The 26,290-nt window shown below is 54.8% G+C and carries 13 protein-coding genes; 9 read left to right on the top strand and 4 right to left on the bottom strand.

Annotated features, from left to right (window positions below; translation table 11 throughout):
- Positions 1–51: 51 nt before the first annotated feature.
- The 3 genes from htpG to RIC19_RS19180 form a co-directional block, all read right to left on the bottom strand.
- Complete coding sequence (gene htpG, locus RIC19_RS19170) at positions 52–1,917, bottom strand: molecular chaperone HtpG (RefSeq protein ID WP_350179974.1); 1,866 nt, start codon at positions 1,915–1,917, stop codon at positions 52–54.
- Between the two features lie 789 nt (positions 1,918–2,706).
- Positions 2,707–3,153: a ribose 5-phosphate isomerase B gene (gene rpiB, locus RIC19_RS19175; protein WP_350179975.1), complete on the bottom strand. Its 447-nt coding sequence runs from the start codon at positions 3,151–3,153 to the stop codon at positions 2,707–2,709.
- Entirely contained in the window at positions 3,140–6,397 is a 3,258-nt protein-coding gene (locus RIC19_RS19180; protein WP_350179976.1) for a protein O-mannosyl-transferase family, read from the bottom strand. The genes rpiB and RIC19_RS19180 overlap by 14 nt, the downstream gene beginning before the upstream one ends.
- A gap of 205 nt (positions 6,398–6,602) precedes the next feature.
- Here RIC19_RS19180 and RIC19_RS19185 point away from each other — a divergent pair, with 205 nt between their 5' ends.
- Positions 6,603–6,836, top strand: coding sequence for a hypothetical protein (locus tag RIC19_RS19185; RefSeq protein ID WP_350179977.1), 234 nt, complete (start codon positions 6,603–6,605; stop codon positions 6,834–6,836).
- 4 nt (positions 6,837–6,840) lie between these two features.
- Here the strand turns inward: RIC19_RS19185 and RIC19_RS19190 are convergent, their stop codons facing one another.
- Positions 6,841–8,112: a GAF domain-containing SpoIIE family protein phosphatase gene (locus tag RIC19_RS19190; RefSeq protein ID WP_350179978.1), complete on the bottom strand. Its 1,272-nt coding sequence runs from the start codon at positions 8,110–8,112 to the stop codon at positions 6,841–6,843.
- Positions 8,113–8,216: 104 nt separating this feature from the next.
- Between RIC19_RS19190 and RIC19_RS19195 the strand changes: the two genes are divergently transcribed.
- From RIC19_RS19195 to RIC19_RS19230, 8 genes are all read left to right on the top strand, one after another.
- Positions 8,217–9,335, top strand: a complete 1,119-nt coding sequence (locus tag RIC19_RS19195; protein ID WP_350179979.1) for a tRNA-queuosine alpha-mannosyltransferase domain-containing protein — start codon at positions 8,217–8,219, stop codon at positions 9,333–9,335.
- A gap of 27 nt (positions 9,336–9,362) precedes the next feature.
- Positions 9,363–10,172 carry an alpha/beta fold hydrolase gene (locus RIC19_RS19200; RefSeq protein WP_350179980.1) on the top strand — a complete coding sequence of 270 codons (810 nt, stop codon included), beginning with the start codon at positions 9,363–9,365 and terminating at the stop codon, positions 10,170–10,172.
- Positions 10,172–10,867, top strand: coding sequence for a PrsW family intramembrane metalloprotease (locus RIC19_RS19205; RefSeq protein ID WP_350179981.1), 696 nt, complete (start codon positions 10,172–10,174; stop codon positions 10,865–10,867). Before RIC19_RS19200 ends, RIC19_RS19205 begins: the two co-directional genes overlap by 1 nt.
- 303 nt (positions 10,868–11,170) lie before the next feature.
- Entirely contained in the window at positions 11,171–14,539 is a 3,369-nt protein-coding gene (locus tag RIC19_RS19210; RefSeq protein ID WP_350179982.1) for a DUF6603 domain-containing protein, read from the top strand.
- Positions 14,536–18,033, top strand: a complete 3,498-nt coding sequence (locus tag RIC19_RS19215) for a murein hydrolase activator EnvC family protein (RefSeq protein WP_350179983.1) — start codon at positions 14,536–14,538, stop codon at positions 18,031–18,033. Before RIC19_RS19210 ends, RIC19_RS19215 begins: the two co-directional genes overlap by 4 nt.
- Entirely contained in the window at positions 18,026–22,456 is a 4,431-nt protein-coding gene (locus RIC19_RS19220) for a hypothetical protein (RefSeq protein ID WP_350179984.1), read from the top strand. The genes RIC19_RS19215 and RIC19_RS19220 overlap by 8 nt, the downstream gene beginning before the upstream one ends.
- 11 nt (positions 22,457–22,467) lie before the next feature.
- Positions 22,468–24,246: a hypothetical protein gene (locus tag RIC19_RS19225; RefSeq protein WP_350179985.1), complete on the top strand. Its 1,779-nt coding sequence runs from the start codon at positions 22,468–22,470 to the stop codon at positions 24,244–24,246.
- Between the two features lie 290 nt (positions 24,247–24,536).
- Entirely contained in the window at positions 24,537–26,285 is a 1,749-nt protein-coding gene (locus tag RIC19_RS19230) for an SUMF1/EgtB/PvdO family nonheme iron enzyme (protein WP_350179986.1), read from the top strand.
- Positions 26,286–26,290 lie beyond the last annotated feature (5 nt).

Below are 26,290 nucleotides of genomic sequence, written 5' to 3' on the forward strand. Positions count from 1 at the left end.
CGGACATTGTCCGGGCTGAGGGCTTTCTGTTCTTCCCGCCTAAGGCAGGATTTACTTCAGGAAGTTGAGGCTCTTGTTGATGAAAGCAGTCAGGTCAGCCCCTTTCAGCATTTGCTGGTTGAGCATCGCCAGTTTGTAAAGGTAGTCGGCTACCTCCTGTTGCTTGCCTTCGTCCGTTTCCTTGAGCAGCTGTTGAGCAACGAGTGGATGATTGGTGTTGACCACCACATTTACACTGTCCGGGAAGTCGCCAAAACTCATCCCTTGCAAGTTCTGCATTTCCTTCATCCGGCGCATGAATTCCGGGCGGGTGATGGTCACGGGGTGATCCTCCGGAGACAGGGCTTTGGCCACTACCGTATTGCCCGGGCCTGTGACGATCTTTTCAAAGACACCCTTCACGGTGTTCTGCTCCTCTTCGCTTAGGACCGATTCGGTTTTCTCATCCTTCTGCACCAGGTTGTCCACGGTATCAGAATCCACCCGGACAAAAGTGATATCACCCAGTTTCTGTTCCAGATGCTGCATGAAGTGGTTGTCGATGACGTTGTCAAAGACCAATACGTCATAGCCTTTGGCTTTGGCAGATTCCGTGAAGCTGTTGTGATGATCAGGGGCGTGGGTGTAGAGCATCACCACTTTGTCGTACTTATCGGTTTGCTGTACTTTTACCTGCTCTTTGTACTCCTCGACGGGCGTAAAGCTGCCGTCCAGGCTTTTCAACAGCGTGAAAGGCAGGGCACGGTCGTAGAATTTCTCATCGGAAATCATACCGTACTTGATGAATACGCCCAGATCGTCCCATTTGCTGACGAAGTTTTCCCGGTCTTCTTTGTAGAGGTCTGAAAGCTTATCTGCAACTTTCTTGGTGATGTAGCCCGTGATTTTCTTGACGTTGGAGTCGCTTTGCAGGTAGCTGCGCGATACATTCAATGGAATATCGGGCGAGTCAATCACACCGTGCAGCATAGTCAGGAATTCAGGCACGATTTCTTTCACCTCATCGGTGACGTATACCTGATTGCTGTACAACTGTATTTTGTTCTTTTGTGCTTCAAAGTTGTTGCCCAGCTTGGGGAAGTAGAGGATACCAGTGAGGTTGAAGGGGAAGTCGATATTCAGGTGGATCCAGAACATCGGTGGCGTACTGAAGGGGTAAAGCTCATTGTAAAAAGCTTTGTAATCCTCGTCCTTCAGTTCTGCAGGTTGCTTACGCCATGCGGGATCAGGGTTGTTGATGATGTTGTCCACTTCCACCTCTTGCTCCTCTGCATCCTCGCCTTCACCTTCGGTCACCGTTTCGGTGCGGGTGCCAAACTTGATCTCAACCGGGAGGAATTTGCAGTACTTATCCAGCAACTGCTGTATGCGGTGGTTTTCCTGGAACTCCTTCTCCTCGTCGCTGATGTGGAGGATTACATCGGTACCCCGGAAGTCCTTGTCATTTTCTTCCAGCGTGTACTCCGGGTTGCCCTCACAGGTCCAGGTGACGCCCTGCGCCCCTTCCTGATAAGACAGGGTCTTGACTTCTACTTTGGAAGCTACCATGAAAGCAGAGTAAAAGCCCAGTCCGAAATGACCGATAATAGAGGCTTCATCCTTGTATTTTTCCAGGAATTCTGAAGCACTGGAGAAAGCGACCTGATTGAGGTACTTTTCGACCTCATCTGCTGTCATTCCAATACCTTTATCCCGGATGGTCAGGGTCTTGGCCTCTGCATCCAGCAGGATTTCAATGGTGGTGTCGCCAATATCACCTTTGACATCGCCCCGCTTGGCGAAGGTGCGGAGCTTATTGGTGGCGTCTACCGCATTCGAAACGAGTTCCCGCAGGAAGATCTCATGGTCAGAGTACAGGAACTTTTTGATGATCGGAAAGATGTTTTCCGTTTGTACAGATATGTTACCTTTCTGCATTGGTCAGGAATTTTTTATGTTTTTTTTGATTGCGAGTGTATCCAAATAACTAACAGGTATACAGCACCTTACGTCGATGCTGGATATAACAACTCTCTCAAATGCTGTGCCAGGCGAAAAAAACTGACAATTTGACGTAACCTTACTGTTTTAGGGGCGTACAAGTAGACAGAAAGAGCAAAAGAGAGTAACAAACCAAGGCAGAAATTGACCTTTATTAGGAAATTTTCTAATATTGCGTTATCAGAACGAAACGATTTTTGCCAGTTCTGAAAGAGCTATTCAAAAGAGAGGTGCGCCTGAACGATTCGGGCTGTACACCCTATCTACATACCAACTTCTTTATTTACTAAGACATCGTTTGCACGGTTGCTTCAAATGAATGGCACCGTGTGTGAACAACAGGTGTTGCGCCCCCGCTTCGTGCACCTGGATAAAAGCCGATGCAGGCTGCCTTGTGTAGCTTGCAAAGGTCTATTGTTGTGAGCAGCGTGGTCAATACTGGGGGGTAGTTGATCCGTTGCTCGCGCAATAGGACCTTTTAATGTTTATGCGCCCTGTAGGGCGTTCAAGAAGTGCGTGCTTGCTTGTTATCGGGGGGTAAGAGCAAGTGCCACACAAAGACTGGGCGGAGGTTAACCTTCCGTCCTTTCTTTATTTTGGAGCCATTCCAGACTCTTATCCCCCTTCGCTAAAAAGCAAAAAGCCCCACTTGCTTAACTGCAGGTGGGGCTTTTATAGTTCAGTCTTCCAGGTCAGGATAACCCTGGTTTGGAGAGCTCTAACAATCTATCCGCAAGCTATTTTACCAACCCGCCTGGCATGACGGCCGCCTTCGAACGAAGCCGAAAGAAAGGCTTTGGTGATTTCAACCGCCATAGCTTCTTCAATAAAGCGGACGGGCAGCGCAAGCATGTTTGCGTTGTTGTGCTCCCGGGCCAGGCTCGCCAGCTCCGGAAGCCAGCAAAGCGCTGCCCGAATGCCCTGATGCTTATTGGCGGTTATCGCCACACCATTGCCACTGCCGCAGAGGACAATCCCCAGTTGTGCTTCGCCCGATTCCACCATCTCAGCGGTTGGGTGCACAAAGTCAGGATAGTCAACGGAATCCGGTGAATCCGTGCCAAAATCCCGGACCGTCCAGCCTTCCGATTCAAGGAAAGCAATGATCCGGTCTTTGTAAGGGTAGCCGGCATGATCGCACCCGATGGCGATTGTTTTTTTAGCGTCCTCCATTTCCTGGTTGCATCATATTATTAGGCATATTCATCTGGAACGGCTCAAACAAGCGCTGTAGCTCTTGAGCAAATGCCTCGTCATTGTTTTGCTGTGCGGCGCGGATGAGGTCCTCCATCGTGCGCATCGCCAGCATGTATTCTGTTTGATAGCTGCTCTCCAGGATATCCGGATCAAGAGAATTGTAATAATCCAGCTCGTCGGCGGTACGTTCGGCCAGAATCTGAAGATGCGGCTTGGCCTTGTCATAGGCACCGGCTTCCAGGTACACACTAATCATGTAGTACGCCCGGTAATCATATGGGAAGTTCATATCCGGGAAGACTTCAAAGTACTTATCGATAAGTGCTACAGCTTTGTCCGTCTGCCCGCTTTGTTGCAGCTGTAAAGCAGCCCGGCGCATACTCAATTGATGGCTCTGCACACTTGGCGCGTAGCTGCGGTCCACAAAGAGCTTTTCTTGGTCAAAGTTGCCCCACATAAAATCGTTCATGACGTTCTCATAGACTTTCTCTCCGTCTACCCGGCCACTGCCAATGATGCCGTATTGGGTCTCGCTGCTCGACTTGACAGGTACGATTCGGAGAGCCAGGCCTTCCAGTTGCATATAGTCATCAAGGCCGAAGAGCTTCTCCTGACGGGCGGTCACAGCAAAGTAGACCGGGCGGTCCCAGAGGTTGCTACCGATCACATCAAGAATAGCCAGCTCGTCTTTGATCAGATAGTCTTTGGACTGCAGGTTGAGCGGAATGGCATCCACGATGTTTGCCGTGTCTTTTTCACTGACTACTCCCTTGGACAGGATCTCCTGCTTGTTGACCGGGATGTACACCTGCTTGGTGTCGAAGTAGCTCTCTACCTCACGGGCACCCGAAGAGAAGGGCAGGGTAATGGGGTGGTCACTGCCAAGGAATTCCAGAAGGTTCTGTAGTGTCTTGGGCCGGTCGTTTCCAGTTGTATTGTAGTAAAAGACCTGATTCCGCATGTTGCCCCTCAGGGCTTCGCTCGGAATCGTCATCTTGATTGGTGGCGAGTCGTTCACCTTGCGGCGCAGCAGATCAATGTACCAGTCTACGGCGATCAGGCTCAGGTTGACCACCCGCACATCCGTGCGGATGCCTTCCACCTCCTGTGCGTACCAAAGCGGGTAGGTATCGTTGTCGCCGTAGGTGAAAATAATGGCATTTTCTTCCACACTTTGCAGGAAGTTGTTGGCATAGTCCCGGGCACCAGTATGATGAAGACGGCTCTGATCGTCGTAGTTCTGAGTGCCCATGAGAGCCGGTGCGATGAGAATAACCGCTGTGGCTACCGCTGCGGATACAGGGCCGGCAAGACCAGCACGTTTTTTCAGCAGTTCGTAAAGCGCCAGTACCGCCATGCCAATCCAGATGGCGTAGGTGAAGAAGGAGCCGACCAGTACATAATCCCGTTCACGGGGCTCGTTCGGAGGCTGATTGGAATAGATGATGATCCCGATACCGGTGATGATGAACAGGGCTAGTAGCCCGGTCGCGTCGTTGGAGCGCCTGCGGAAGTGGAAGAAGAGCCCAATAAGGCCAAAGAGGAAAGGCAGCATATAGTAAACATTCCGCCCTTCTGCGTTCCGTTCGGCTTCCGGCAGTTTATCCTGATTGCCCAGGCGGGCTTCGTCCAGCGCTTTAATGCCAGATATCCAGTGGCCGGCCGATTTATCCCAGGGGTAGTAGCCCTGCTCGCCGTTCTGCCGCCCGGAGAAGTTCCACATAAAGTAGCGCCAGTACATCCACCCCAGCTGATAATTCACCAGGAAGCTGATGTTGTCGGCCTGATTCGGGCGGCCCGGAGGCAGCGGTTTATTGGGGTCCATGCCCACCCACTGTTTGTAAAGCCGTGGGCGGCCCTGACTGTAGTCGCCCATACGTGGGAAAAGCATCTTATCCTGATCCCGGTAGACGTAAGAAATCTTTTGATCTACAATCTCGTACCGGTCGCCTTTACGGCCGTAGCGATCCTCAATCTCTGTTTTCATCGGGCGCGCATCAAAGTGCGGGCCATGCAACAGCGCACGCTCACCGTACTGCTCCCGGTTGAGGTAAGGCAGCAGGCGCATCGCATCGGTAGGGGCGTTCATATTGATGGGCGGGCCTGCATTAGCCCGGATAACCACCAGGCCGATGGTAGAAAAGGCGACAATCACCAGCGCTGCACCAATAGCGAAGAGCTGCGCCTCGCGGCGGTAGCGATTGAGAATAGCGCTCATGAAGTAGCCCAGCCCACCGATCACGGCTGCTCGTGCCACCATCCGGATCAGCCGGCCACCACCAACCGTATCCTCGGCGTACAGCCCAATGAGCAGGAATACACCGGCCAGGACGTACATCGGTACCGGTGAGGAAATCTTGCCGTGCACATACATCAGCAACAAAACAATAATGGCGGCCACAACGATGAACGTCGGGATGATCCCCGAGTGGAAAGGTAGCCCCAAACCGTTGACCATCAAGAGCTCAAACGTAGACCAGAGCCCCGGAATACCAACGATCACAAAGTTTTGTACCGCAACGATGATCGCGACACCTACCGCTGCTGCAATGAAAATGCCTTTCCAGGTATACTCATTGTATTTTTTGAAATAGTAGAACAAAGCCAGAGCTGGGAAAGTCAGCAAACTCAACAGGTGGACGCCGGTTGAAAGCCCCGCCGCATAAACAGTGAACAACAGCCATCGGTCAGCGGAAGGGGTGTCTGGCAGATTGTACCACTTCATCATAGACCACAGAGTGAGGGTCGTGAAGAACGTAGACATAGCATACACTTCTCCCTCTACAGCCGAAAACCAGATGGAAGTCGCAAAGGCGGTAGTAAGGCCTGCTACGATGCCCGCACCAGCCAGTGCGATATTCTGCCCGTTGTCAGGGGTGTCTTCCCGGCCTACCAAAGCCATTTTCCCGAGGATGATGGTGGTCCAGCACACAAAGGTAGCTGCAAAAGCAGTGGAGATACTCGACATCAGGTTGACGGCAAAGGCAATATCTGCGGGGTTGTCAGAAAGGAGCTCTGCGAACCAGGTGAACAGCCGGCCAACGAGGATAAAGAAAGGAGCACCCGGTGGGTGGACGACCTGTAGCTTATAGGCTCCGAGGATAAATTCCCCACAATCCCAGAGGCTGCCTGTACGCTCGGCAGAAAAGAAGTAGACCGTTAGCGTGATAGCAAATACCAGCCAGCCAGCGATAGTGTGTAAGCGGTTTGTTGATCCCATTTAGATTATTCTTTTTTTTGCGAGTGCGTTGGGCTAAGGTAACTTTGGCCCGGGCTCCGGCATGAAGAACTGCAAAAGTAAAAAAATCTTGGTAGTGCAGGGCAGCAATACCATTTGAATACTTGTGGCTTGTTGCCCGATTTACGCCTTCTTTTTCGGCTGAGTCCGAACTAAGGCGTATTATTGCACATTCATAAACCTGAAAATGCTAAAGGTTCAATACGCTACAGCGATTTCAGGGATCAACGTTTTTACCATGCTCAAGCTTCTCTTCACCGGTTTGATCATCTATGCCGCTTACAAGTATTTCTTCGGCTCTAACGCCATCGGCGGTGGGCAAAGCAATGATCGTGACCAAATCCGGTACGACGATCACCAAAAGAAGCCCCGAAAGGACGATAACGACGATGAGTACATCGATTATGAGGAAGTGGATTAAGCGCTTATCCCTGACTATGGCCGGGCGTGAATATTTTGCAGGTGAGCACCGTGAAGTCGTCCGGGTAGATGTTCTCGCCTTTGAAAGCCTCCAGGTAGCCCATTAGCTTTTTGTTGAAGTCTGTTGCGGTAAGCTTGTAGTTGGAGCGGACAAAACGGTAGAGCTGTTGCTCGTTCAGGTATTCTTCTTTCTCATTTTGGAGGTCGGTCAGCCCATCCGTGAAGGTGAGGACAATGGCTTCCCCATCGAGGTTGACTTCCCCGACTTCCAGTTCCGGTAGTTTCGGGAAAGAGCCCAGGATCGTACAGCCCCGGTCGAGCAGCTGAACCTGACCGTCATTGACCAGCACGGGAGGGTTGTGCCCGGCATTGACGTAGCTCAGGGTCTGAGTCTTCATATCATAGGCAGCAATGAAGAACGTGATGAACCGCTCCCCCTTGGTGATCAGGTTGACCGAGTGGTTGAGGTCTTGTACAAACTCGCCCAGGTCCGCCTGCTTCTTGATCAGGGTATGAAAATTGGCCTGGAAGTTGGCCATCAGAAGGGCCGCAGCCACGCCTTTACCGGAAATATCCCCAATACAAAAGATGATGCGCCCGTTATCGAACTCCATGAAGTCGAAGTAGTCGCCACCCACCCCATAGTGCGGTTTGTAGATGCTGTCGAGCTGATAGCAGCTGGTGTAAGGCAGTTGCTTGGGGATCAACATGCGCTGCATCTCGCCGGCCAACTCCATTTCACGCTTCAGGCGCTCCTGTTCCAGTTGCCGCTTGAAGAGCCGCTTGTTCTCAATGGCTACCGCAACGATATTGGTAATGGTGGTGATGAACTGCACCTTATTGTACATATCATCCTCTTCATTAAAGCCGCCGATGAACACGTAGGCAATAGACTTCTCCTTGTGCCGGACGGGGATGACCACATCAAACCGGCGGATAAAAGGGTGCTCGGCTTCATCTACGCTGATCAGGCGGGTGTATTTGTAAAACTGCTTGCTGACTTCAGCCGTGGGGATCTCTTCCTCGATGCCGATACTGGCCGTGCACTTCCATTTTCCGCCCTCCTCATCCTGCACGAAGAGCGCCATCTTTTTTACCCCGATTTCCCAGCTCAGGAAGGACCGGTACATATTGAACAGCCCCTCAGCCGACACATTGTTGTTGATGGCTTGGGTAATGTTCAGCAATCGGTTGATCTGTAGCTGCTTGAGGTTGAGCTCGCGCTCCAGCGATTCGATGCTAGACAGTCCTTTTTTTAAATCTGAGAAACCAGGCATGGTTAATTTTGTAGTTTTCCGGTATGTTCCGGTCAATATGGAGTAAATATAGTAAACTCCGCTTCGGCACCTAATGCCAATGTTAGATTTAGCAACCTGTTAACATGAAAATTTTTCTTTTCGAACCTTTTTTCTCGGGCAGTCACCGGCAATGGGCGGAGGGTTATCAGGCGCATAGTGCCCACGAAATAACGCTGATGACGCTGCCGGGCCGGCACTGGAAGTGGCGTATGTTCGGGGGCGCACCAGAGCTGGCAGCCCGGTTTCGGGAGCAGGGGGCGCGCCCGGACCTCATTCTGGCTACTGATATGCTGGACCTTGCGGGGTTTTTGGGGCAGGTGCGCGACTTAGTGCACAGGGTGCCGGTGGGGCTTTATTTTCACGAAAACCAGCTCACTTACCCCTGGTCGCCTACCGATGAGGATGTGGACCAACAGCGCGACCGGCACTATGCCTATCTCAATTTTACTTCGGCACTAGCTGCAGATGCAGTTTTTTTTAATTCTTACTACCACCGCAGGGCTTTCCTGGAGGCGCTACCGGGCTTCCTGCGTGCCTTTCCGGATACCCGCGGCCTGGCGCATTTGCCAGAGATAGAGCGCAAGAGTGAGGTCTTGCACCTCGGTATGCCACTTCAGTCCCTAAAAGCTGATGCCCGCCAAGTGCCCGGGCCGCCTGTCGTGCTCTGGAACCACCGCTGGGAGTATGATAAAGACCCGGGGGCTTTTTTTCAGCTACTCTTTCGCTTGCAAGCTGAAGGCATCCCCTTTCGACTCATCGTGCTTGGCGCAAACTACCGTGGCGCGCCACCCGTTTTTGCGGAAGCGAAAGAGCGCCTGGCTGAGCACATCCTGCACTGGGGGTATGCCGAAGACCGGCAGGCTTATGCCCGGTTATTGCGCCAAGCTGACATCCTGCCTGTTACCAGCTGCCAGGATTTCTTCGGTGGCAGCGTAGTGGAGGCCATCTATGCCGGCTGCTATCCCATCCTGCCCAAACGGCTGGCTTTCCCGGAGCACTTACCGAAAGAATGCCAACAATATCTCTACAACACCACAGAAGAGCTGTACCAAAAAACCAAAACCCTGCTGCTGGAAAGCCAGAACAAGGCCCCAACGATGCTATCTGATTTTGTAGCCCGCTACGATTGGAGTATTTTAGCCGGGGCTTATGATAATCGGTTTACACAGCTGAAAAGCGGTAATCCAACAAGACCAGGGTGACGCAAACAGCCCTACAACTCATTAGGTATGAAAAAACTCCAGTACGAAGGAAAGGAATTGGCCTATCATGCAGAAGGCAAAGGCACGACAGTAGTATTGCTGCATGGCTTCTGTGAAGACCATAAGATTTGGGAAGAATTTCAGCACGATCTGCGTGAAGAGCCCTTTCAGGTCATTGTCCTGGATCTTCCCGGCTTCGGTGCGTCCGAGGTGGTGGAAGGCGTCACCATAGAAGGCATGGCGCAGCGGGTGCATGCGCTCCTGCAGTTCCTCAATACAGGCCCGGTAGTGCTCATCGGCCACTCGATGGGCGGCTATGTGGGGCTTGCTTTTGCCCGGTTATTCCCGGAGGCCCTGCTCGGTTTGGGGCTCTTCCATTCTCATCCTTATGCAGATGAGCCCGATAAAAAAGCAATACGCCAGAAGAGCGTTGAATTCATTCAGCGGCAGGGGCATATCCTTTTTGTCAAGCAGCTCATTCCCGGGCTGTTTGCTGATAATTTTGTGCGCAGTAATGCCTTTTTGCTGGAAAAACTGATCTATCGGGCGGCCAAGTTCCCCAGTTCAGGCATCATCGCTGCCCAACAAGCCATGATGAACCGGCAGGACGAAACCAATACCCTGCGCGGTATTCAGGTGCCGGTGCTTTTTATTGTGGGCAAATTGGATAGTTCTATCCCTGCGGAAAAGAACCTGGCCCAAACACATCTGCCAGAGGTGGCTTCCATACATATTCTGGAGAAAGCCGGGCACATGGGGCAGTTTGAAGCCCGCAAAGCCACGCAACGGTATGTGCGGCAGTTTACAGCCTTTTGCGAAGCGAAAGCCGGGAGCTGATGGGAATGTGGGATGTGCTCCTTTTTCTGGCCGCTATTGCACCAGGGCTGTTTATCTGCTGGTACATCTATCGTATGGATAAATATGAGCGGGAACAACCCTTCCCGCTTTTTGCGACTTTCTGGTTGGGCGCACTGGCCACCCTGGGGGTCATCAAACTGGAAACCTGGGCTACCTATTCACCCTGGCTGCAGGGAGAAGGTATCCTGTTTACGCTATTCTCCTCCTTCATAGTAGTAGCACTGACCGAAGAGCTGGTCAAATACCTTTGCCTTTATATCTACCCTTACCGGTCCCGCTTCTTTAATGAACCGATGGACGGTATCGTCTATGCCGTAATGATCGGTATGGGCTTTGCTACGCTCGAAAACCTGATGTACGCCCTGCAGTACGGATTGGAAACGGTCATCCTGCGTGCCTTTACCGCTGTGCCGGCTCACGCTGCCTTTGCCGTTATCATGGGGTATTACTTTGGGAAAGCTAAATTTGAAGCAGACCCCAAAGTCCGCAGGAAGCGGCTGCTCCTGGCTCTATTCGTCCCTCTGGTGATTCATGGTATTTATGATTTCTTCATCTTGCAGGAAATCTACGAGGGGCTGATTGCCCTGGCACTTGTGGTACTCGGGGCCAGTATCGTATTTGCCCGGCTGCTCCTGCTGGAACAGCGTGAAGACTCTCCCTTTAAAGACCCCTGAAGGCCTGGGTGCTTTCCGGGCTGCCTCCGTTTCTACCTCCGTTAAACCAAAACATCCATCTTGGTTTAGTGAAAAACAAAATATATATGGCTGCTTATTGAATTTAAGCAAAATAAAACATAAATTGATGAGCGGAAATCAATAAAGTGTACTTTGTGCACTAACCGAACAACACCTAAAACCCCAACGATGTCCCAAAACCGAAAGCCTGAAACAGGCAGTTCTTTGCCTGTCGGCATAGCTACAGAAGCGCAGTGGATTGTTGAAGCATTATCTGTTCATTCCTTCTGACCCCCATCTGCTATGCCTGCCGCTACCAATAATCAACCTTCCACGCTGCTGCAGCTTGCTCAGGAGCTTGGAAAAGTATACGACCCCGGTCAGTACCAAGGCGTACTGCAACGCATGTACCCCGACGGGCCGGTCAATGCAATCAGAGATCAGCTGCCTGTTTTTCCTGCTAACTTTACCGACCTCGAATTGCCTGCACAGCTTCAGGCGCTCCGGCAATGGGTGGAGGACGCCCAAAGCCTTGACCTGAGCAGCCTGATTGACGATGCGCCGGCTTTCGCCCGGCGCTTTAATGACTACCTGCTCGCGGACTACCTGCGTGCCAACTGGCCCGGATTTTATCAGCTGGCCAGTTTGTTGGGCTGGATCCGCTTCGAGCTGGACGAGGAGCATCGTTTTTTTGAGGAGGAGCCTGTGTATGGTGCAGCACCCATCGACTGGGACAGCCTGCCCCGGTTCTTCACTGATCCTGCCGCTGTTTTTGCCGAGGCAGGTCATGGCTGGGGTACTGCGGCTTTTGCGGAGCAGTATCCGTTTCTTTTCTACCATCTGGGCGAATGGCTGAATACACAGCGTTCCAGAGGCTTTCCGCCTGCTGATGCGGAGCTGAGGGAGAATGGCGAAAAGCTGTATGTCCCCCTCTGGGCAGCAGGCACGGGGGGTGTAGCCACCAATTTTGGCTTCGAGCTTTCCCGGTTAGGGCAGGATGGTATCCTGGCCACACCACAGGGCGAGGCCACCGCTGAGCAGGCCGTCAAGCTTACGCAAACGGCTTCCCTTTTGCTGGAGCTTATTCTCCAGGCTACGGTAGCGCTGGAGGGTGGTTTTCAGATGGAGGTGGCGCCAAATGGAGCTACGCTGAAGCAAACCGATGTGGCAATAGCCGGCAAAGTGCTGGCAGGTTTGCGGGCATCCCGGCCTTCCGACCGGCTGACGCTCCTGGGGACTGCTGAGGGCAACCGGCTCGACCTGCAAGCCTTTTCTGTGAAAGCAGGCTTACAGGTTGCGACAGGCAATGCACTGGAGTTCCTCACGGAAATTCACCTGCAGGAAGGGCGTATTCTGATTGTCAGTGCAGGCAGTGATGGCTTTCTCAATAACCTGATGCCCAAAGACGGGATCGCAGCGCTCTTCGACTTGACCATCGGGTGGTCGAGTTTGCAGGGCATTTACTTCCGGGGCAGCGCAGGGCTGGAAGTGAAAATCCCGGCACATATTGAACTGGGCGCTTTAGAAATACAGGGGATCAGCCTCGGGCTCAAACCTAAACTGGAGGCTGGCAGCCCACCGGCTTTTGAGATTCCGCTCAGTACCGATGTTCAATTGCTGCTGGGCCCCTTTACCGCAGTAGTCCAGGAAATGGGCATCAAAGCGCTGATCAACTATCAGGCTACTGGCGGCAATCTGGGAGTCCTGGATTTTGGCATGGATTTCAAACCACCTAAAGGTATTGGGCTTTCCCTGGAAACCCCTACGATAAAAGGCGGAGGTTATCTTTTCCTGGATTTCGAAAAGGGAGAATATGCCGGTGTGGCAGAGTTGGTGATCAAGCAGATGGTCGCTGTCAAAGCGATTGGCATCCTTCAAACTAAAAAACCGGACGGTAGCCCGGGCTTTTCCTTCCTCTTACTGATTACCGCAGAGTTCAAACCCATACAACTGGGTTTCGGCTTCACCCTCAATGGTGTCGGCGGCCTGATCGCCATCAACCGGGGCATGAACCTGGATGCTTTGGCAGCTGGCGTACGGACTAATGCCATTGATGCGGTGATGTTCCCCGACGACCCTATCGCCGAAGCCCCACGCATTATTGCCGACCTGAATCAATTCTTCCCAGTCGCGGAAGGGCGCTACACTTTCGGCCTGATGGCGATCATCGGCTGGGGTACGCCTACCCTGATCGCGGTAGAGCTGGGGCTTATTATCCAAGTACCGGACCCGGTTCAGTTAGCCATCATCGGCGTGGTGCGGGTGCAGCTGCCGGATAAGAATGCGCCGATCATCAACCTGCAGGCCAACTTTATTGGCGGGGTGGATTTTGAAAAGGGGGAGATGTTCTTCTTCGCCGCGATTTTTGAGTCTAATCTGGCGCAGTACCGTATAGAAGGGGAGATGTATTTCGCCCTCAACTGGGGCAATGCCCCGAACTTCCTCTTTACCGTTGGGGGCTTCCACCCGGCATTCAAACCACCGCCCCTGCGTGCCATTAGTGGCAACCTCAAGCGCCTTACGATCAATCTGCTGCCTACCGACAATCCACGGCTGACGATACAGGCGTATTTTGCCGTGACCTCCAATACGGTACAGTTTGGCGCCAGCGTTGATTTCTACTTCAAAGTGAGTAAGTTCAAAGTCGTTGGGTACCTCTATTTGGATGCCTTGTTCCGCTTTAGCCCGTTCTACTTTATTGTGGAAGTCGGGGCTGGGCTTTCCGTTATGCTGGGCAGCAGCGAGCTGCTGGGCATTCATCTGCGGGGTTCCCTGTCAGGCCCGACGCCCTGGCACCTCAAGGGTACAGCCAGCTTCAAAATCCTGTTTATTAAGATCAAGGTGCGGGTGAATAAGCGCTTTGGAAAGCGCAAGAAAGAGATCCTGCCACCCCGCCCGGCACTCCCCCTTTTACTGGAAGCCCTGCGCGATACCCGAAACTGGGAAGCAGCCCTGCCCCCGGCCAAAGCCTTGCAGGTGACCCTACGGGAGCTGCCCGAAGAAGCATTGATCGTACACCCTGCCGGCCAGTTGACGATCCGTCAGGACCGACTGCCGCTGGGCATGCGTTTTGATAAAATAGGTAGCGAGCGCCCCAACGACTACGTGGCTTTCCGTTTTGCGATTGAGCAATACACAGGCGCCGCGGCGACGAAGGATTTCTTTGCACCCGCTGAATTTATACGCATGTCCGACAGTCAGCGACTAAGCCGTAAGGCTTTTGAGCGGATGCAGTCTGGCAAAAGTGTGCAAGGGAGCACCGGCCTGGCTACGACACAGCAGCCTGATGGGGGCGTACAGCGCAGCTACCGGTTCGAGCAGCTGGTCATCGACGGGCCCGACTTTTTCCTGCGTCCGGCCGACCGGGCGGTAGCGAGCATGGAGCAGACCGACTATGATGTTTTCGTCAACGGGAACGCCGTGAGCCGCTCTTCCATGGGGCGGCGGCAGCGGTTTAAGCAGCAGGAAGTCCGGCAGGCGGTGCAGACGCGCCCTGTGGTCTACAGTATCGTTGACCAAAACCACCTTAAAACAGTCACGTTGAATGGCCAGCTGCTGCAGTACGAATCAGAAGCGGAGGCTCTGCAGGTACTGCGCACCCTTCAATCTCTTAAACCACAGTTGGCCCGGCGTATGCGCATAGCGCCAGCTACCGAAACAGCAACACTATGAGCATCGCGCAATACACCTTTTTGCCCTGGGTGCGGCAGGGCATCAGCAAAGATATTAACGAACCAGATGCACTAGGGGGCACTGCCGGTCAAACGGGGCGGGCTACAGTAGACGTAAGCTTGCGTGTGGACGGGCTTCCGGTGGGCGGCAGCCTTATGCAGCCCATCACAAACGTGACGGAAGACCCGCAGCACCCGGGCAAACCGGTTTACAAAAAAGTGCAGCTGGTAGGTCCCGGTGATGTTACAGGCATCAAAGCTGAAGCCATTGTCCGTACCGAGCCCCGGCCCAACGTTGGCAACTTTGAGCCCAACTACTTCCCATATATCGAATTTTACGAAGAGGACTTCCCCTGGCGGTATACGCCCGCCCGGGAACAGCAAGGCAAGCTCCGCCCCTGGCTGGTACTGGTGGTCCTGGAGGAAGCCGAATTTGAGCGCCGCTTTCTGCCCGGTGCGCCTCTGCCTACAATTACCAACGGGCGTTTGCCGGTGGCTTTTCCAGCAGCAGCAGAAACCTGGGCCTGGGCGCATGTACAGGCGAACCGCTCCCTCCCTGCCGGTGGCGAAACAGCAGCTTTGCAGGAACTGGTCCGGGAGAACCCCAATTTAGCGTCCTCCCGCCTCATTTGCCCGCGCCGCCTTAAAGCCAATACCCGGTATACCGCCTTCTTGTTGCCGGCGTTTGAGCAGGGCAGGCTGGCGGGCCTGGGTGCACCGGAAGACCGTATCCTGAGCGAAGACATACAGCAACCTGCCTGGGGTGCTCACCAAAACGATGAATACCAACAGCTCTGGCCCGTCTATTTTGAATGGGATTTCCAAACCAGCGATCAGGCCGACTTTGAGTACCTGGTCCGTCGTATGGAACCCCGCGTGATGGAAGACCCCGTTGGCCGCCGCCCTGTGGATATGCAGCAGGTGGGGTACGGACTAAACTACACGGGGCAGCAGGGGACCCTGCCTGTAGAAGGTGCCCTGCAAATCATCAATGCAGATGATAACCGGGTGGACTTCCTTGGACAGGATGCTGCTCAGGACTTTCTGGATCAATTGCAACAGATTCTTAACCTGAATGACCCACAGGAGCCCGGTGGTGCCCCGGGGCCACTTATTGATCCTTCCCTGGACATCAACGGAGCCGAAGATGACCCTTTTGTCCTGCCGCCTCTCTACGGGCAGTGGCACGCTGGTAAGACCCGGGTGGAAACCGGAGGGAGCAAACCCTGGTTTAGGGAGCTCAACCTCGATCCGCGCAACCGGGTGGCAGCAGGCTTCGGTACGCTGGTGGTCCGCAAAAACCAGGATGTTTATATGGACCGCGCCTGGGAGCAGGCGGCTGAGATCTTAGCGGCCCGGCAACAGATTCGACTGGCCCGCTTTTCGGCTCAGGCCGCCCGGCAGTTGCAGCACTCTTTCTTTGATGGTATGGACGAAGCCACGTACTCTGCCTTCTCCTCTTCCATGCACAGCCGTTCCCTCTTTCCGGAAAGCAATGCTAGTACGCAAGCGGTGGAGCAGGTGGTCCGCAAACGGGTCATTCAAACTGGAGCGTTGTCAAATCAGCTCAATGGAGAGCGGGAAGCACGAGCTCAAAAAATAACCGATAAGCATACAGCAGAGGGTGAGTTGTCTGCTATTGAGGGGCAAATTGAAAGCAAGGAAACGGAGATCAGCGCCAAGGAAGAACAGATTGCCGGGCTGAACACCGAAATCAATACCCTGGACCAGGAAATTGCTACGCTGCAGGGCCAAATTGCCGACCTGGGTACCGAAATCGCTGAGAAAACCACCGCCATTGAAACGCTGAATACCGAAATCGAAACGCTGAATACCGACATTGCCACGCTTGAGCAAGACCTGGCTAATGCAAGTAACAGTAGTGAGGTAGCAACCATTACCGCTCAGCTGAACACGAAGAGTGCGCAGCGTGATCAACGCGTCACGCAACGCAACGACCTGGACACGCAACGCAGCACACTCGAAACGGAACGTGGGGGTTTTGAACAGGAAAAAAGCCAAAAAGAAACGACCCGTGAGAATAAAATAAATGACCGCACCGCGGCCCAGAACGAACGAGCCATTCTAAACAACGACCTGGCCCGCTTACAAAATGACGAAGAGGCCAAACGAGAAGAGATTCAAAACCTCAAAAATGATATTGCCGACCTGGAACAGGAAATCCTGCGCTTGTCCCGCTTGCACCTTCCTACTTCTACCCTGCGGCAGGATTACCGGAAGGTGGCCCGCGCAAACAGCCCGCTGCTTCGGCGGGCTAGTATTGAAAGTGTAGCCAAAGACCCTATGGTGGAAATCTCTCTGCAGGTCAATGAGGAATCTGCTACTACTACGACCAATAACAATCAGGTGACTACCAACTGGGAGGAACTCCAATGGGGAGCGGATACTTTCCGGCTCGTAGAGGTGGCCGTAGCAGGGGTGCCGGCCTTTCCCACCACCACGCCCGGGCAGGTCCGGGCACAGATCCAAAAATTCATGGCAGCCTATCAGGGGCTGAATCAGCGGTTGCGGCAATCTCTGCAAGTCAGTACCGACGCAACCCTACCTGCTTCCGCTACCCGTACACGCTCCCTGATCGCCTACCCTGAGTTTCGGGAAGCCACCTACGAAGCCCTGGCTACTATTTCGTCCGAGTTGATGCTGCCCAATGTACAACGCATCCCAATGGACACCTTTTCCCTGCTTGAGGTCAATCAGCGCTTCATCGAAGCTTACCTCTTAGGGTTAAACCACGAGATGGCGCGGGAATTGCTATGGCGGGAGTTCCCTACTGATCAGCGGGGCAGCTACTTCCGTAGTTTTTGGGACGATACGGACAACCTTGCGACGACCTTCCCGCCCCCGGATATCCAACTGCTCACTAAAATGGATCAGCCGTTGGGGCAGAATAGCCCTCCTGACCGGGACATCCCGCCTCCTGACCCGGAAAACCCCCACGTGGTTTTTGTTATGCGCAGCGAGTTGCTCAAAAAATTCCCCAATGCCTTAGTTTATATGCAAAAGGCGAAGAATGTCAAAGCGCCCCGGGGCCTGACTACGGAGACCGACTTCAGCAATCGCCGTATGCCGATTTTTCAGGCTAAGATCGACCCGGAAATTTCTTTCTTTGGCTTCCCCATTACGGTGGTCGAAGCCATGGGCAGTGAGACCGACCCCGGCTGGTTTTTTGTCGTACAGGAACGCCCCGGAGAGCCCCGCTTCGGGCTGGATATCAGCAAAGAGGAGGAAAGCAGTGCTTTCGGTACGATTGAAGAATGGAATGACCTGGCCTGGCCGCATTTTAGCGTGGCTCCACGCGAGTTTTTGCGGGTGGACAGTCAGCCTGACCGGTCGATACCCGCCGAGTCCGGTGCCGCCCAAAATTACACCTGGGGTTACAACGCCGCCCATATGGCGGGCATATTGCTACAACTACCATTTCGGGCAGCGGTCCATGCTACCGATATGATCAAACTCCCCAACACCGATGCCTGAAACCAACCCGAATAACCTGAATGCCGCCCTTTCCACTCTGGAGGGCAGGCAGCCTATTGCCCTGTTGCCGGTCAAGCTGCAAACCCGCTTCGCGACTGCGCCAATGGTCAATGCGTTGGGCAGTGGCAACATGCCTGCGCCCCGGGCTGACGATCCCCCGGTTGAGTTATGGGTGCGTATTTATCCTGACGACATTTTCGTGCACACCCACGAAGACCGCCTTACCGAAGATGAACTAGCCGCTGCGGTTGAATACTGGAATCTACTCTGGGCAGCAGCCGACGCAACAAACCGGGAAGAACAAAAGGCTGGTGCCTGGCGGTCTTTGGCAGAAGACTACGGCCCGGTGCGTGCCCGGTACATCCTGCGCGAAACGCAGCCAACCGGAGGCATTGATGCAGCCGGTTTTCCCCAGTCGCCTCCCCAATTGCCCGACCTGGATACGATGGCCGATAGCTGGTCGAGCGCACCACGTACCTATGTGCTGCCCGACCGCTTTATCGTTAGTCTGAAAAGAAACGAAACGCAGCGGCATTTTGAGGGCAACCTCATAAGCAAAGACGCAGAGGGGGCACTGCGGCTGGGTCTCGACCCTGGCAGTACGGCAGAGTTTGAAGATTCTCCGGAAGGGCGGCGGATCCCGGAAGATTTGAAGTGGATGACCGATTTCCCTAAGGCGGTGGAAGTGGGCATGGGCCTGCGTATTCCACTGGAGGCATGGGCAGTGGATGACCGCATCGACTCCCTGACGGTGCTGGGCTGGCGCTCCGGAGAAACTCCGGAAGAAGGGGCAGCTGTACTGGAGCGCTTGCTGGAAAACCACCGTTACAAAGTAGGCGGTATGGACCTGGCTGCAGTGGGTACCCCAACCAATAATACCCGGGGAGCTGATGCAGAACTCAGCCCCGAAGACCGGGGCCCGGAAGAGGATAACCTCCTGACAGACAATCCTTCAGGTAGTGATGCTGCACAACTGGCCCGGGCACTGGGATTGCCGCCCGGTACATTTTCGGATCTAGGCCATAGTAGTTTGAGCAGTATCACGGATGCCCGAAAGGTCCACGAGCTTTTGTTTGATGTAACCCTCGGGCAGGCATTAGACTTTTGGCAGCCCAGCCTTGATGCCGGGCTGAAGGCAGACCTCCGCGAGCACTTCACGGCCTGGGTTAGCGGGCGGGGGCACTTGCCGGCTTTACAAATCGATGATCAGCCCTACGGCATACTACCGGCCCTGCCATTTTCCACTTTCAATACCGACCATCCTGATCCTGAAGGTAGCCTGCAGCAGCAGCTCTGGGATCAGATCCTGTGGCCGTTGCACAAATGGTATACGGACCAATTGGACGAGGTAGCGCACATCAAGCGGGGTATCAGTCCCCGTAAGGCTCAGCTACAGCTTTTGTCCATTTTGCAATTGCACCCCACGAGCGTATCCTACCGGCAGCGCTTTGCCCTGCGGCCCGAAGTAGCGGGCGATGAAGCCCTGCGCAATATTTTTCAGGTACCGGAAGGGGACCCGCGGGCAGCACGGGCGGGCAGTAGCATATCCGACCAGCTGAATGCCAACAATCTGCCAGAGGTGGAACGCCTTAACGGGCTGCTTTTCGAAACTCAGGCCCGGCCCCTGCTTTGGGAAACCAACGAAGACGGTCAACTGGTGGAAGCGGTCGACGAGGATGTGCTGATCGGGATGGAGGGTGGCGTGATACCGCCACTGCCCGGCAGTACCCAGAATTACCTGCAATGGCTGGCAGAGGAGTCAAATAGCGGCGACCCACCGGGGGATGAGCCCCCACATGCGGTCTTGTACCATCTGCTGCGCCGCCGCCTTCAGCAGCCGGCATCAACAGGTCCCGGCGCTATAGACCTGCTTAGGGAGATCAAAGACTGGCCGGCACCTTACCTCCGGCGTATGGTACAGGAGCACCTCGACTGCTGCACTTACCGCCTTGATGCCTGGCTGAGCAGTTATGCCGCCCGGCGCTTGCAGGAAATCCGTACCGGCGCGGGCAGCACGGGCCTTTATATTGGTGCCTGGGGGTATCTGGAGAATTTGCAACGAGAGACAAGAGCCGCACTACCCGAGTATATCCCTGCCCCTTCCCTCCGTCATGCAACTACCGCTGCGGTCTTGAGAAGTGGCTACCAAAACAGCCGCTCAAGTGGTACTGGCGATGGCCTTTTTGCTGTCGGGCTGAGTTCCGGCAGGATGAAAAACGCCCTCTTCCTGCTGGAAGGGGTCCGCAACGGGCAGGATTTGTCTGCCTTGCTGGGCTACCGCCTGGAGCGCAGCATGCAGGAATTCCGTAGGGGTGGGGTACCAACCTTGGCACCCTTCATTCAGGATTTGCGTGACAAGTACCGGTTTGAGGTCATCCCTGTGGTTGCTGCCGGTCAAAATAGCGCTCCGGATACAGAAGAAGATCAGTCACAACGGGTAATCGATGCCGTCGCGCTGATTGAGGATGAGGCAGAAAGCTGGCGTTCGATTGTAGCGGATGCTGCGGAAGCCGATTTAGCAGCCTTTATTACCGATTTGGCCGATCAACTGGACAGTGTCAAGGACTTACTCGCTGCCGAAGGCGTATACCAACTGGTAGATGGGCAGGTAGACCGGGCAAAAGCCGCCCTTGACGCTATGACAGACGGAGAGCAGCCTACCCGCCCTGAGATTGCCGATCAGCCGCGCAGTAGCCTGCCCCTGACTTTCCGCATGGGCGTGCTGCTGCATGACCGCCCGCTGCCTGTCACCGGTGGTGCACCGCTTTCGCCCCGTGCGCTGACGAGCCCCAAGCTCAACCGCTGGCTTTTCGATCAGCTTCCAGACCTTAGTTTCATTAAAGTGCGGGTGCGCTGGCAAACGGGCATGGCAGAAGACGGCAGTCCGGTTTTTGAGACGGCCACCCTGCCCTTGCGCCATCTGGGCATTGAGCCCATCGATCTGGTGTACATGATGCACATGCAGCGTGAAAATCCGGACACCAGCGAATTGCAGTACCGTATTGAGCGGGTCTTACGCCAACAGCAAAATCTGCCACTAACTACCCGCATTCAGATTTTGGAGCAGGACCGCACCGGCTTCGGAGCTGATGATTATACTCTATTTGCTATGGAGCCTTTGGCGGCAGGGCTGGGCAAATTACTGATGGAAACCCGCAGCCTGCGCCCGGAAGATTTTCTGAGGGCGAACGAGGAGTCGGCTGATGCCGCAGGGCAGCTTTGGGCACCGGAGTTCCTGCGCCGTCAGCTGCGTAATGTGGTACTGAAAATGGAAGACATGGAGGCCACCCTCGGTAATGCACTCAATACGGCGCAGGGGCTGGCAGACAGCCTGTCTGGCAATGAAAGCCACCCGCAACTGGAGCAGCGCTTGCGCAGCATACGGGAAGATACCTTCTTCTACGCTGGCTTGGGCTGGGTAAAAGCCGTGCCCCCTGCCATTGAACGCCTGGACAAGCTAACCCTGGAGCAGGAAATCCGGCGCTGCCGCAATATCCACGAGGATGCCCGGCAGCGGATGGCACAAGCCCGCGAACAATGGGCAAGCGGAAGTGCTGCGCTTTTGTCTGCGCTGATGCGGCAGCCCCCGCCCGGTCAGGACGCAGCCGGCGAGGTCGCACTGCTGGAAGCCATCACCGAGCTGCTGTTTGGCCGATTCTACCGGATATACCCCGATTTTCGGCTACCCGACCCGGAGGTGCTGCAGCAATCTATGAATGATCCGGAGCTGAAAGCCTCCGCTGATGGTTTTGCCATAGAGCGCTGGCTGCAAACGCAAGCCCCCCTGCGCCCTCAAACGGATATCTACTACCGTTGCAATATGCTGACGGACCTCTTTGGAGGTACAAAAGAAGGTGATGGGTTTGCCTTACTACAATTACCACTGCTGGAAGGGAAGCCGGGCCCCTGGGTAGGCTGGGAATACGGTGACTTTGTGCCGCACGGCGATACGATGGCGATGGCCCTGGAGCTTCAAAAAGATTTCAGCTTCAGCAACGGTACCTTCTCCGGCCTGTTGGTAGACGACTGGCAGGAATTGGTACCCGACCCGGAAGTCAATGCCGGTATTGCATTGCAATACGATCAGCCTGATACCGAAGCGCCTAACGCTGTACTGCTGGCTATGACACCCCGGGCTGGCGCTGCCTGGGACTGGCCCACTTTGCAGGGGGCGGTCCTTGACAATTTACACTTGTCCAAAATCCGCGCAGTAGACCCTGATATAATCAGGGCCAGCTTTCTCGATCAGTTGTTGCCTTTAGCGCTGGGCGAGGTGGCCGTTACAGAAGAGGAGGGCGAACTTCGGTACGATGGACTGCTGTTCGGCCCGCCACCGGGCGAACAGCGTATTGTGGCTGAGCCCCCAACTGATATTTCTGATGATGACTTAGCAGGACTGGACCTTGGCAACACCATTGAATAACCCGAATCATTATGGCAAACTCAATACTTTGGAACCGGCTGGAAACCCGCGCACGCAGCGAGCAGTTTGAAGAAAACCTGGGCAATCAGCTTTACGATCCCTACTGGATACTGTGCCGGCAGTGGCAAACCGGAGAATTTGAAGGTACAGATAATGGGTCCCCGGCAGAAGTGCGCGTCAAGTGGCAGCAATACCCTTTCCGGCAGCTATCGGCAGATGAGAATGCTCCGGTGAATTATACCAATGAGCAGCCGATGGAAGCAGAGGTGGGGCGCGTAGCGATACAGCCGGGCATTCCCCTGCGCATTGAGATGGGGCGGCAACTGCAGCGCATGCTGAAGCAGGCATTGGGCAATGCTGCCGCAGCTGTGCTAGAGTCGCTGCGGCAGCAGCCGGCTTTGCAATTTCAACTCCCTGCCTCTGCTACACCGGAAGACCGGATGGCGCATGCCCATCAGCTGAGCAACCGGGGGCTGCAAACCTGGGTACACGCTGCAGTGCAAACGGGTGCAATCGATGGAGGGGCGTTGTACAATAAGCTGCGTGCCGGGCAATCCCTTTCGGACTTCCTGACGGGGTCTCATCCACAGGCAGATGAGGTTGGCGAGCAGTGGATAGCCTGGTTTGACGAGCAGTACAATCAGCCTGTAGACGAGACGAAGGACGCCTGGCGCCCCGAGCGTATGGAGTACCGTTTTCAGGCCTACCTCAAAGGCCGAAATGGAGCTCCAATGCAATTGGGTGCACAGGAGTACTACGAGGGCCGCCTCGACTGGTACAGTTTTGAAGTGGCAGAATCCGGCCGGGGCAGCCGGGATGAAGTTCAGGAGCCCCATATCCGGCATTTGATCCCCACGGAAGTGGAATACCCCGGTATGCCCGCCGCCCGTTGGTGGGAAATGGAAGACGGTAAGGTCAACCTCCTTGCCCTGGAAGCGAGTGCAACACAGTCTGGGCGGCTGGCATTGATGGAATTTGGGCTGATGTACAGCAATGACTGGTTTATGCTGCCGCTACGGGTGCCTGCCGGCGGCTTGCTGGAGGTGGAAGGACTGGAAGTCCGGGATGTATTCGGGCAGTGGTCAGAAGCTGCCCACTACCGTGATGCGGCGGGGAGCCCTCATTGGAATTACTTTGGGCTCACCGGGATCAATGACCCTGGCAGCCGCTACGACCAATACCTGCTGTTGCCTCCTGGGGTGGTCGATTTGAAAGAAAGTCAGGCACAGGAAGAAATCTACCTGGCCCGCGACGAGATGGCCAATATGGTTTGGGGAATTGAGTATTACATATCAGATGGTATTGATGGCCGGCGGGAAGGCAATGTCAGTGCGCTCAATACCGCCACCTACCTGCAAGCCTTATCAGAGGAGGTAACAGGCGGCACGCCCCCTGCCCCGCCTCTGGACAATGATGCCCTGGTCCGCTACCGGCTGGCCACCGAGGTGCCGGAACACTGGATACCGTTTAAAGCTACGCTTGTCCCGAATGGGGGCGGTGCGATCCGGTTGCAGCGCGCCGCTATGCCGCGGGTATATCCTGGGCTGCCTATCGAGCGAATCCGCCCCCGCACGAGCCTGCTGCGCTACGGGCTGGATAAACCCGGTTATGAACCTTTCTTTGTCCCTGAGGAGGAGGTGCCCAAGGCTGGTGTGCGTGTTTCCCGCACCTGGCAGCGTACCCGCTGGCACAATGGGCGGGTCGCGCTTTGGAGCGGCTTCCGCAAGCAGAATGGCCGCGGACAGGGCAATAGCGGACTGCGCTTTGATGGGTTGTTTGAGAAGGATTAAGAGCTTATTGGGATTTCACACTTCGTCCTGCCCTTCGGTCACGTAGCTAGGGGTAGCGTTGCTCTGCATGGTGTGCATGATGCGTGAAACTACCGCGTCCAGCTAGAATGGCCCCGCTTTAAGGGCAGCGCTCTGTCCCCCGCTGCCGGGGGATACAGGGGGTGGAAAAACACTTTGAAAAGCCCAAGGTCAATTCCTAAAAGCGCCTGTCACCCCAACCTTTAGCCTGGAAATCAGCCTACTGACAATGCAAATCTGTATATTTACACCTCAAGTACCCATTTAACGATATGATGCCCCATCTGCGAACCTTATTTTTTGCCCTCTTTTCTATAGGCCTTGCCACGAGCCTGCACGCTCAGCCCACAGGCAAAAGCTACGCCCACTTCTTCTACGTCACCGACTTCCAGCCCGGTTGGGAAGACTTGCCGGAGACTGGACGTGAAGCCCGCAATATCGGGCAGGTATTGGAAAGCGACTACAACTTCACCGTACAGTACCACCGGGAAGTAGACAAAGCTGACATACTCCGGAAGATCGCCGAGATCAACAGCCGTAAATACGGTAAGAACGATCAGGTCCTGTTCTTCTTCTCCATGCACGGCCACTTTGACAAGGCGGCCGACCGCGGCTACCTCGTGCCAGCGGATGGGAAAATACCAAGCCAAGATTACTATGGCGATACCTGGCTCAGCTATGATGACCTCGGCAGCTACATCACGAAAAACCCTGCCGAGCACGTCCTCCTCGCCCTTGATGCCTGCTACTCTGGTGCCTTTGGCGACCGCTACAAAGGCGCACCCGATGCGCTGCCCTGGGAAGGCGCAGGCGACTGCCAGCAAAAAGCGCAGATGGCCCTGCAGTACGATAGCCGTCTGTACTTTTCCTCCGGTAGCCGGAAACAGCGTACCCCAGCCAATTCCCTCTTCGCCAAAAAGTGGCTGGAAGCCCTGCGCAACGGTGCCCGCACCGGCCTGGTGACCTCCCGCGATCTGCGTTATTACCTGGGCGGCATCTCTTTCCCCACACCTGAGGGCGGCTCCTTTACCAGCCGGCACGAGGCGGGTGGGGACTTTGTGTTTGTGCACCGCTCAGCTTGTCAGGGCAGTGGCAGCAATACGGATGCCGAAGAGGAGCAGCTCTGGGCACAGGCGCAGCGCTTAAAGACAAAGGAGGCTTACGCTTTTTACCTGCAAGCCTACCCGGATGGCCGCTACCGGGCGCAGGCAGAGGCACAGATCATAAAGCCTCGGCCGGACCTTCCGGATATGATTTTTGTGGAGGGGGGCACTTTTCAGATGGGTAGTTCGGATAGTGATGCAGGCAGCAATGAAACACCTCATGCGGTCACGGTGGATGACTTTTACCTGCACCGGTTTGAGGTGACCTTTGAAGAGTACGATCAGTTTTGCGAAGCGACCAACCGGGATAAGCCGGGTGATGAAGGCTGGGGCCGTGGCAAGCGGCCTGTGATCAATGTGGCTTGGCATGATGCAGTAGCCTACTGCAACTGGAAGAGCAAAGAAGTGGGGCTGCAACCCGTGTACCGTATAAATGGCACGAGCGTGAGCGCGGACTGGAACGCTGATGGCTACCGCCTGCCGACGGAGGCGGAGTGGGAGTTTGCGGCGCGTAGCCGAGGAAAAGATTACAAATATGCATGGGGCAATGGAAAACCTAATGGGAATATTGCAGATGAAAGCGCCAAAAAGGAGAATTCCGGCTGGACTATTTGGGAAGGATATGAGGACGGATATGCAGGTACGGCTCCGGTTGGGATGTTTGAGCAAGGTACACTAGGCTTTTCAGATTTAACCGGCAACGTTTGGGAATGGTGCTGGGACTGGTACGACAGTGATTATTACCAAAATAGTCCCAGTCGTAACCCGAGAGGTCCCAGTACGGGCTCTCCCCGCGTGTTTCGCGGTGGCGGTTGGGACAACCGTCCGCAGGGCTGCCGTGCCGCCTATCGCGACTACTGGGGCCCGGCGCGCCGTGACGGCGGCGTCGGCTTCCGCCTTGCCCATAGTTCACGCTAGCCCTT

It is taken from the genome of Phaeodactylibacter sp., from assembly GCF_040219495.1.
Taxonomy (GTDB): Bacteria; Bacteroidota; Bacteroidia; order Chitinophagales; family Saprospiraceae; genus Phaeodactylibacter.

Excerpts from the sequence above, each read along its gene's own strand:
- htpG (WP_350179974.1), bottom strand. The coding sequence starts at position 1,917 with ATGCAGAAAGGTAACATATCTGTACAAACGGAAAACATCTTTCCGATC.
- rpiB (WP_350179975.1), bottom strand. The coding sequence starts at position 3,153 with ATGGAGGACGCTAAAAAAACAATCGCCATCGGGTGCGATCATGCCGGC.
- RIC19_RS19180 (WP_350179976.1), bottom strand. The coding sequence starts at position 6,397 with ATGGGATCAACAAACCGCTTACACACTATCGCTGGCTGGCTGGTATTT.
- RIC19_RS19185 (WP_350179977.1), top strand. The coding sequence starts at position 6,603 with ATGCTAAAGGTTCAATACGCTACAGCGATTTCAGGGATCAACGTTTTT.
- RIC19_RS19190 (WP_350179978.1), bottom strand. The coding sequence starts at position 8,112 with ATGCCTGGTTTCTCAGATTTAAAAAAAGGACTGTCTAGCATCGAATCG.
- RIC19_RS19195 (WP_350179979.1), top strand. The coding sequence starts at position 8,217 with ATGAAAATTTTTCTTTTCGAACCTTTTTTCTCGGGCAGTCACCGGCAA.
- RIC19_RS19200 (WP_350179980.1), top strand. The coding sequence starts at position 9,363 with ATGAAAAAACTCCAGTACGAAGGAAAGGAATTGGCCTATCATGCAGAA.
- RIC19_RS19205 (WP_350179981.1), top strand. The coding sequence starts at position 10,172 with ATGGGAATGTGGGATGTGCTCCTTTTTCTGGCCGCTATTGCACCAGGG.
- RIC19_RS19210 (WP_350179982.1), top strand. The coding sequence starts at position 11,171 with ATGCCTGCCGCTACCAATAATCAACCTTCCACGCTGCTGCAGCTTGCT.
- RIC19_RS19215 (WP_350179983.1), top strand. The coding sequence starts at position 14,536 with ATGAGCATCGCGCAATACACCTTTTTGCCCTGGGTGCGGCAGGGCATC.
- RIC19_RS19220 (WP_350179984.1), top strand. The coding sequence starts at position 18,026 with ATGCCTGAAACCAACCCGAATAACCTGAATGCCGCCCTTTCCACTCTG.
- RIC19_RS19225 (WP_350179985.1), top strand. The coding sequence starts at position 22,468 with ATGGCAAACTCAATACTTTGGAACCGGCTGGAAACCCGCGCACGCAGC.
- RIC19_RS19230 (WP_350179986.1), top strand. The coding sequence starts at position 24,537 with ATGATGCCCCATCTGCGAACCTTATTTTTTGCCCTCTTTTCTATAGGC.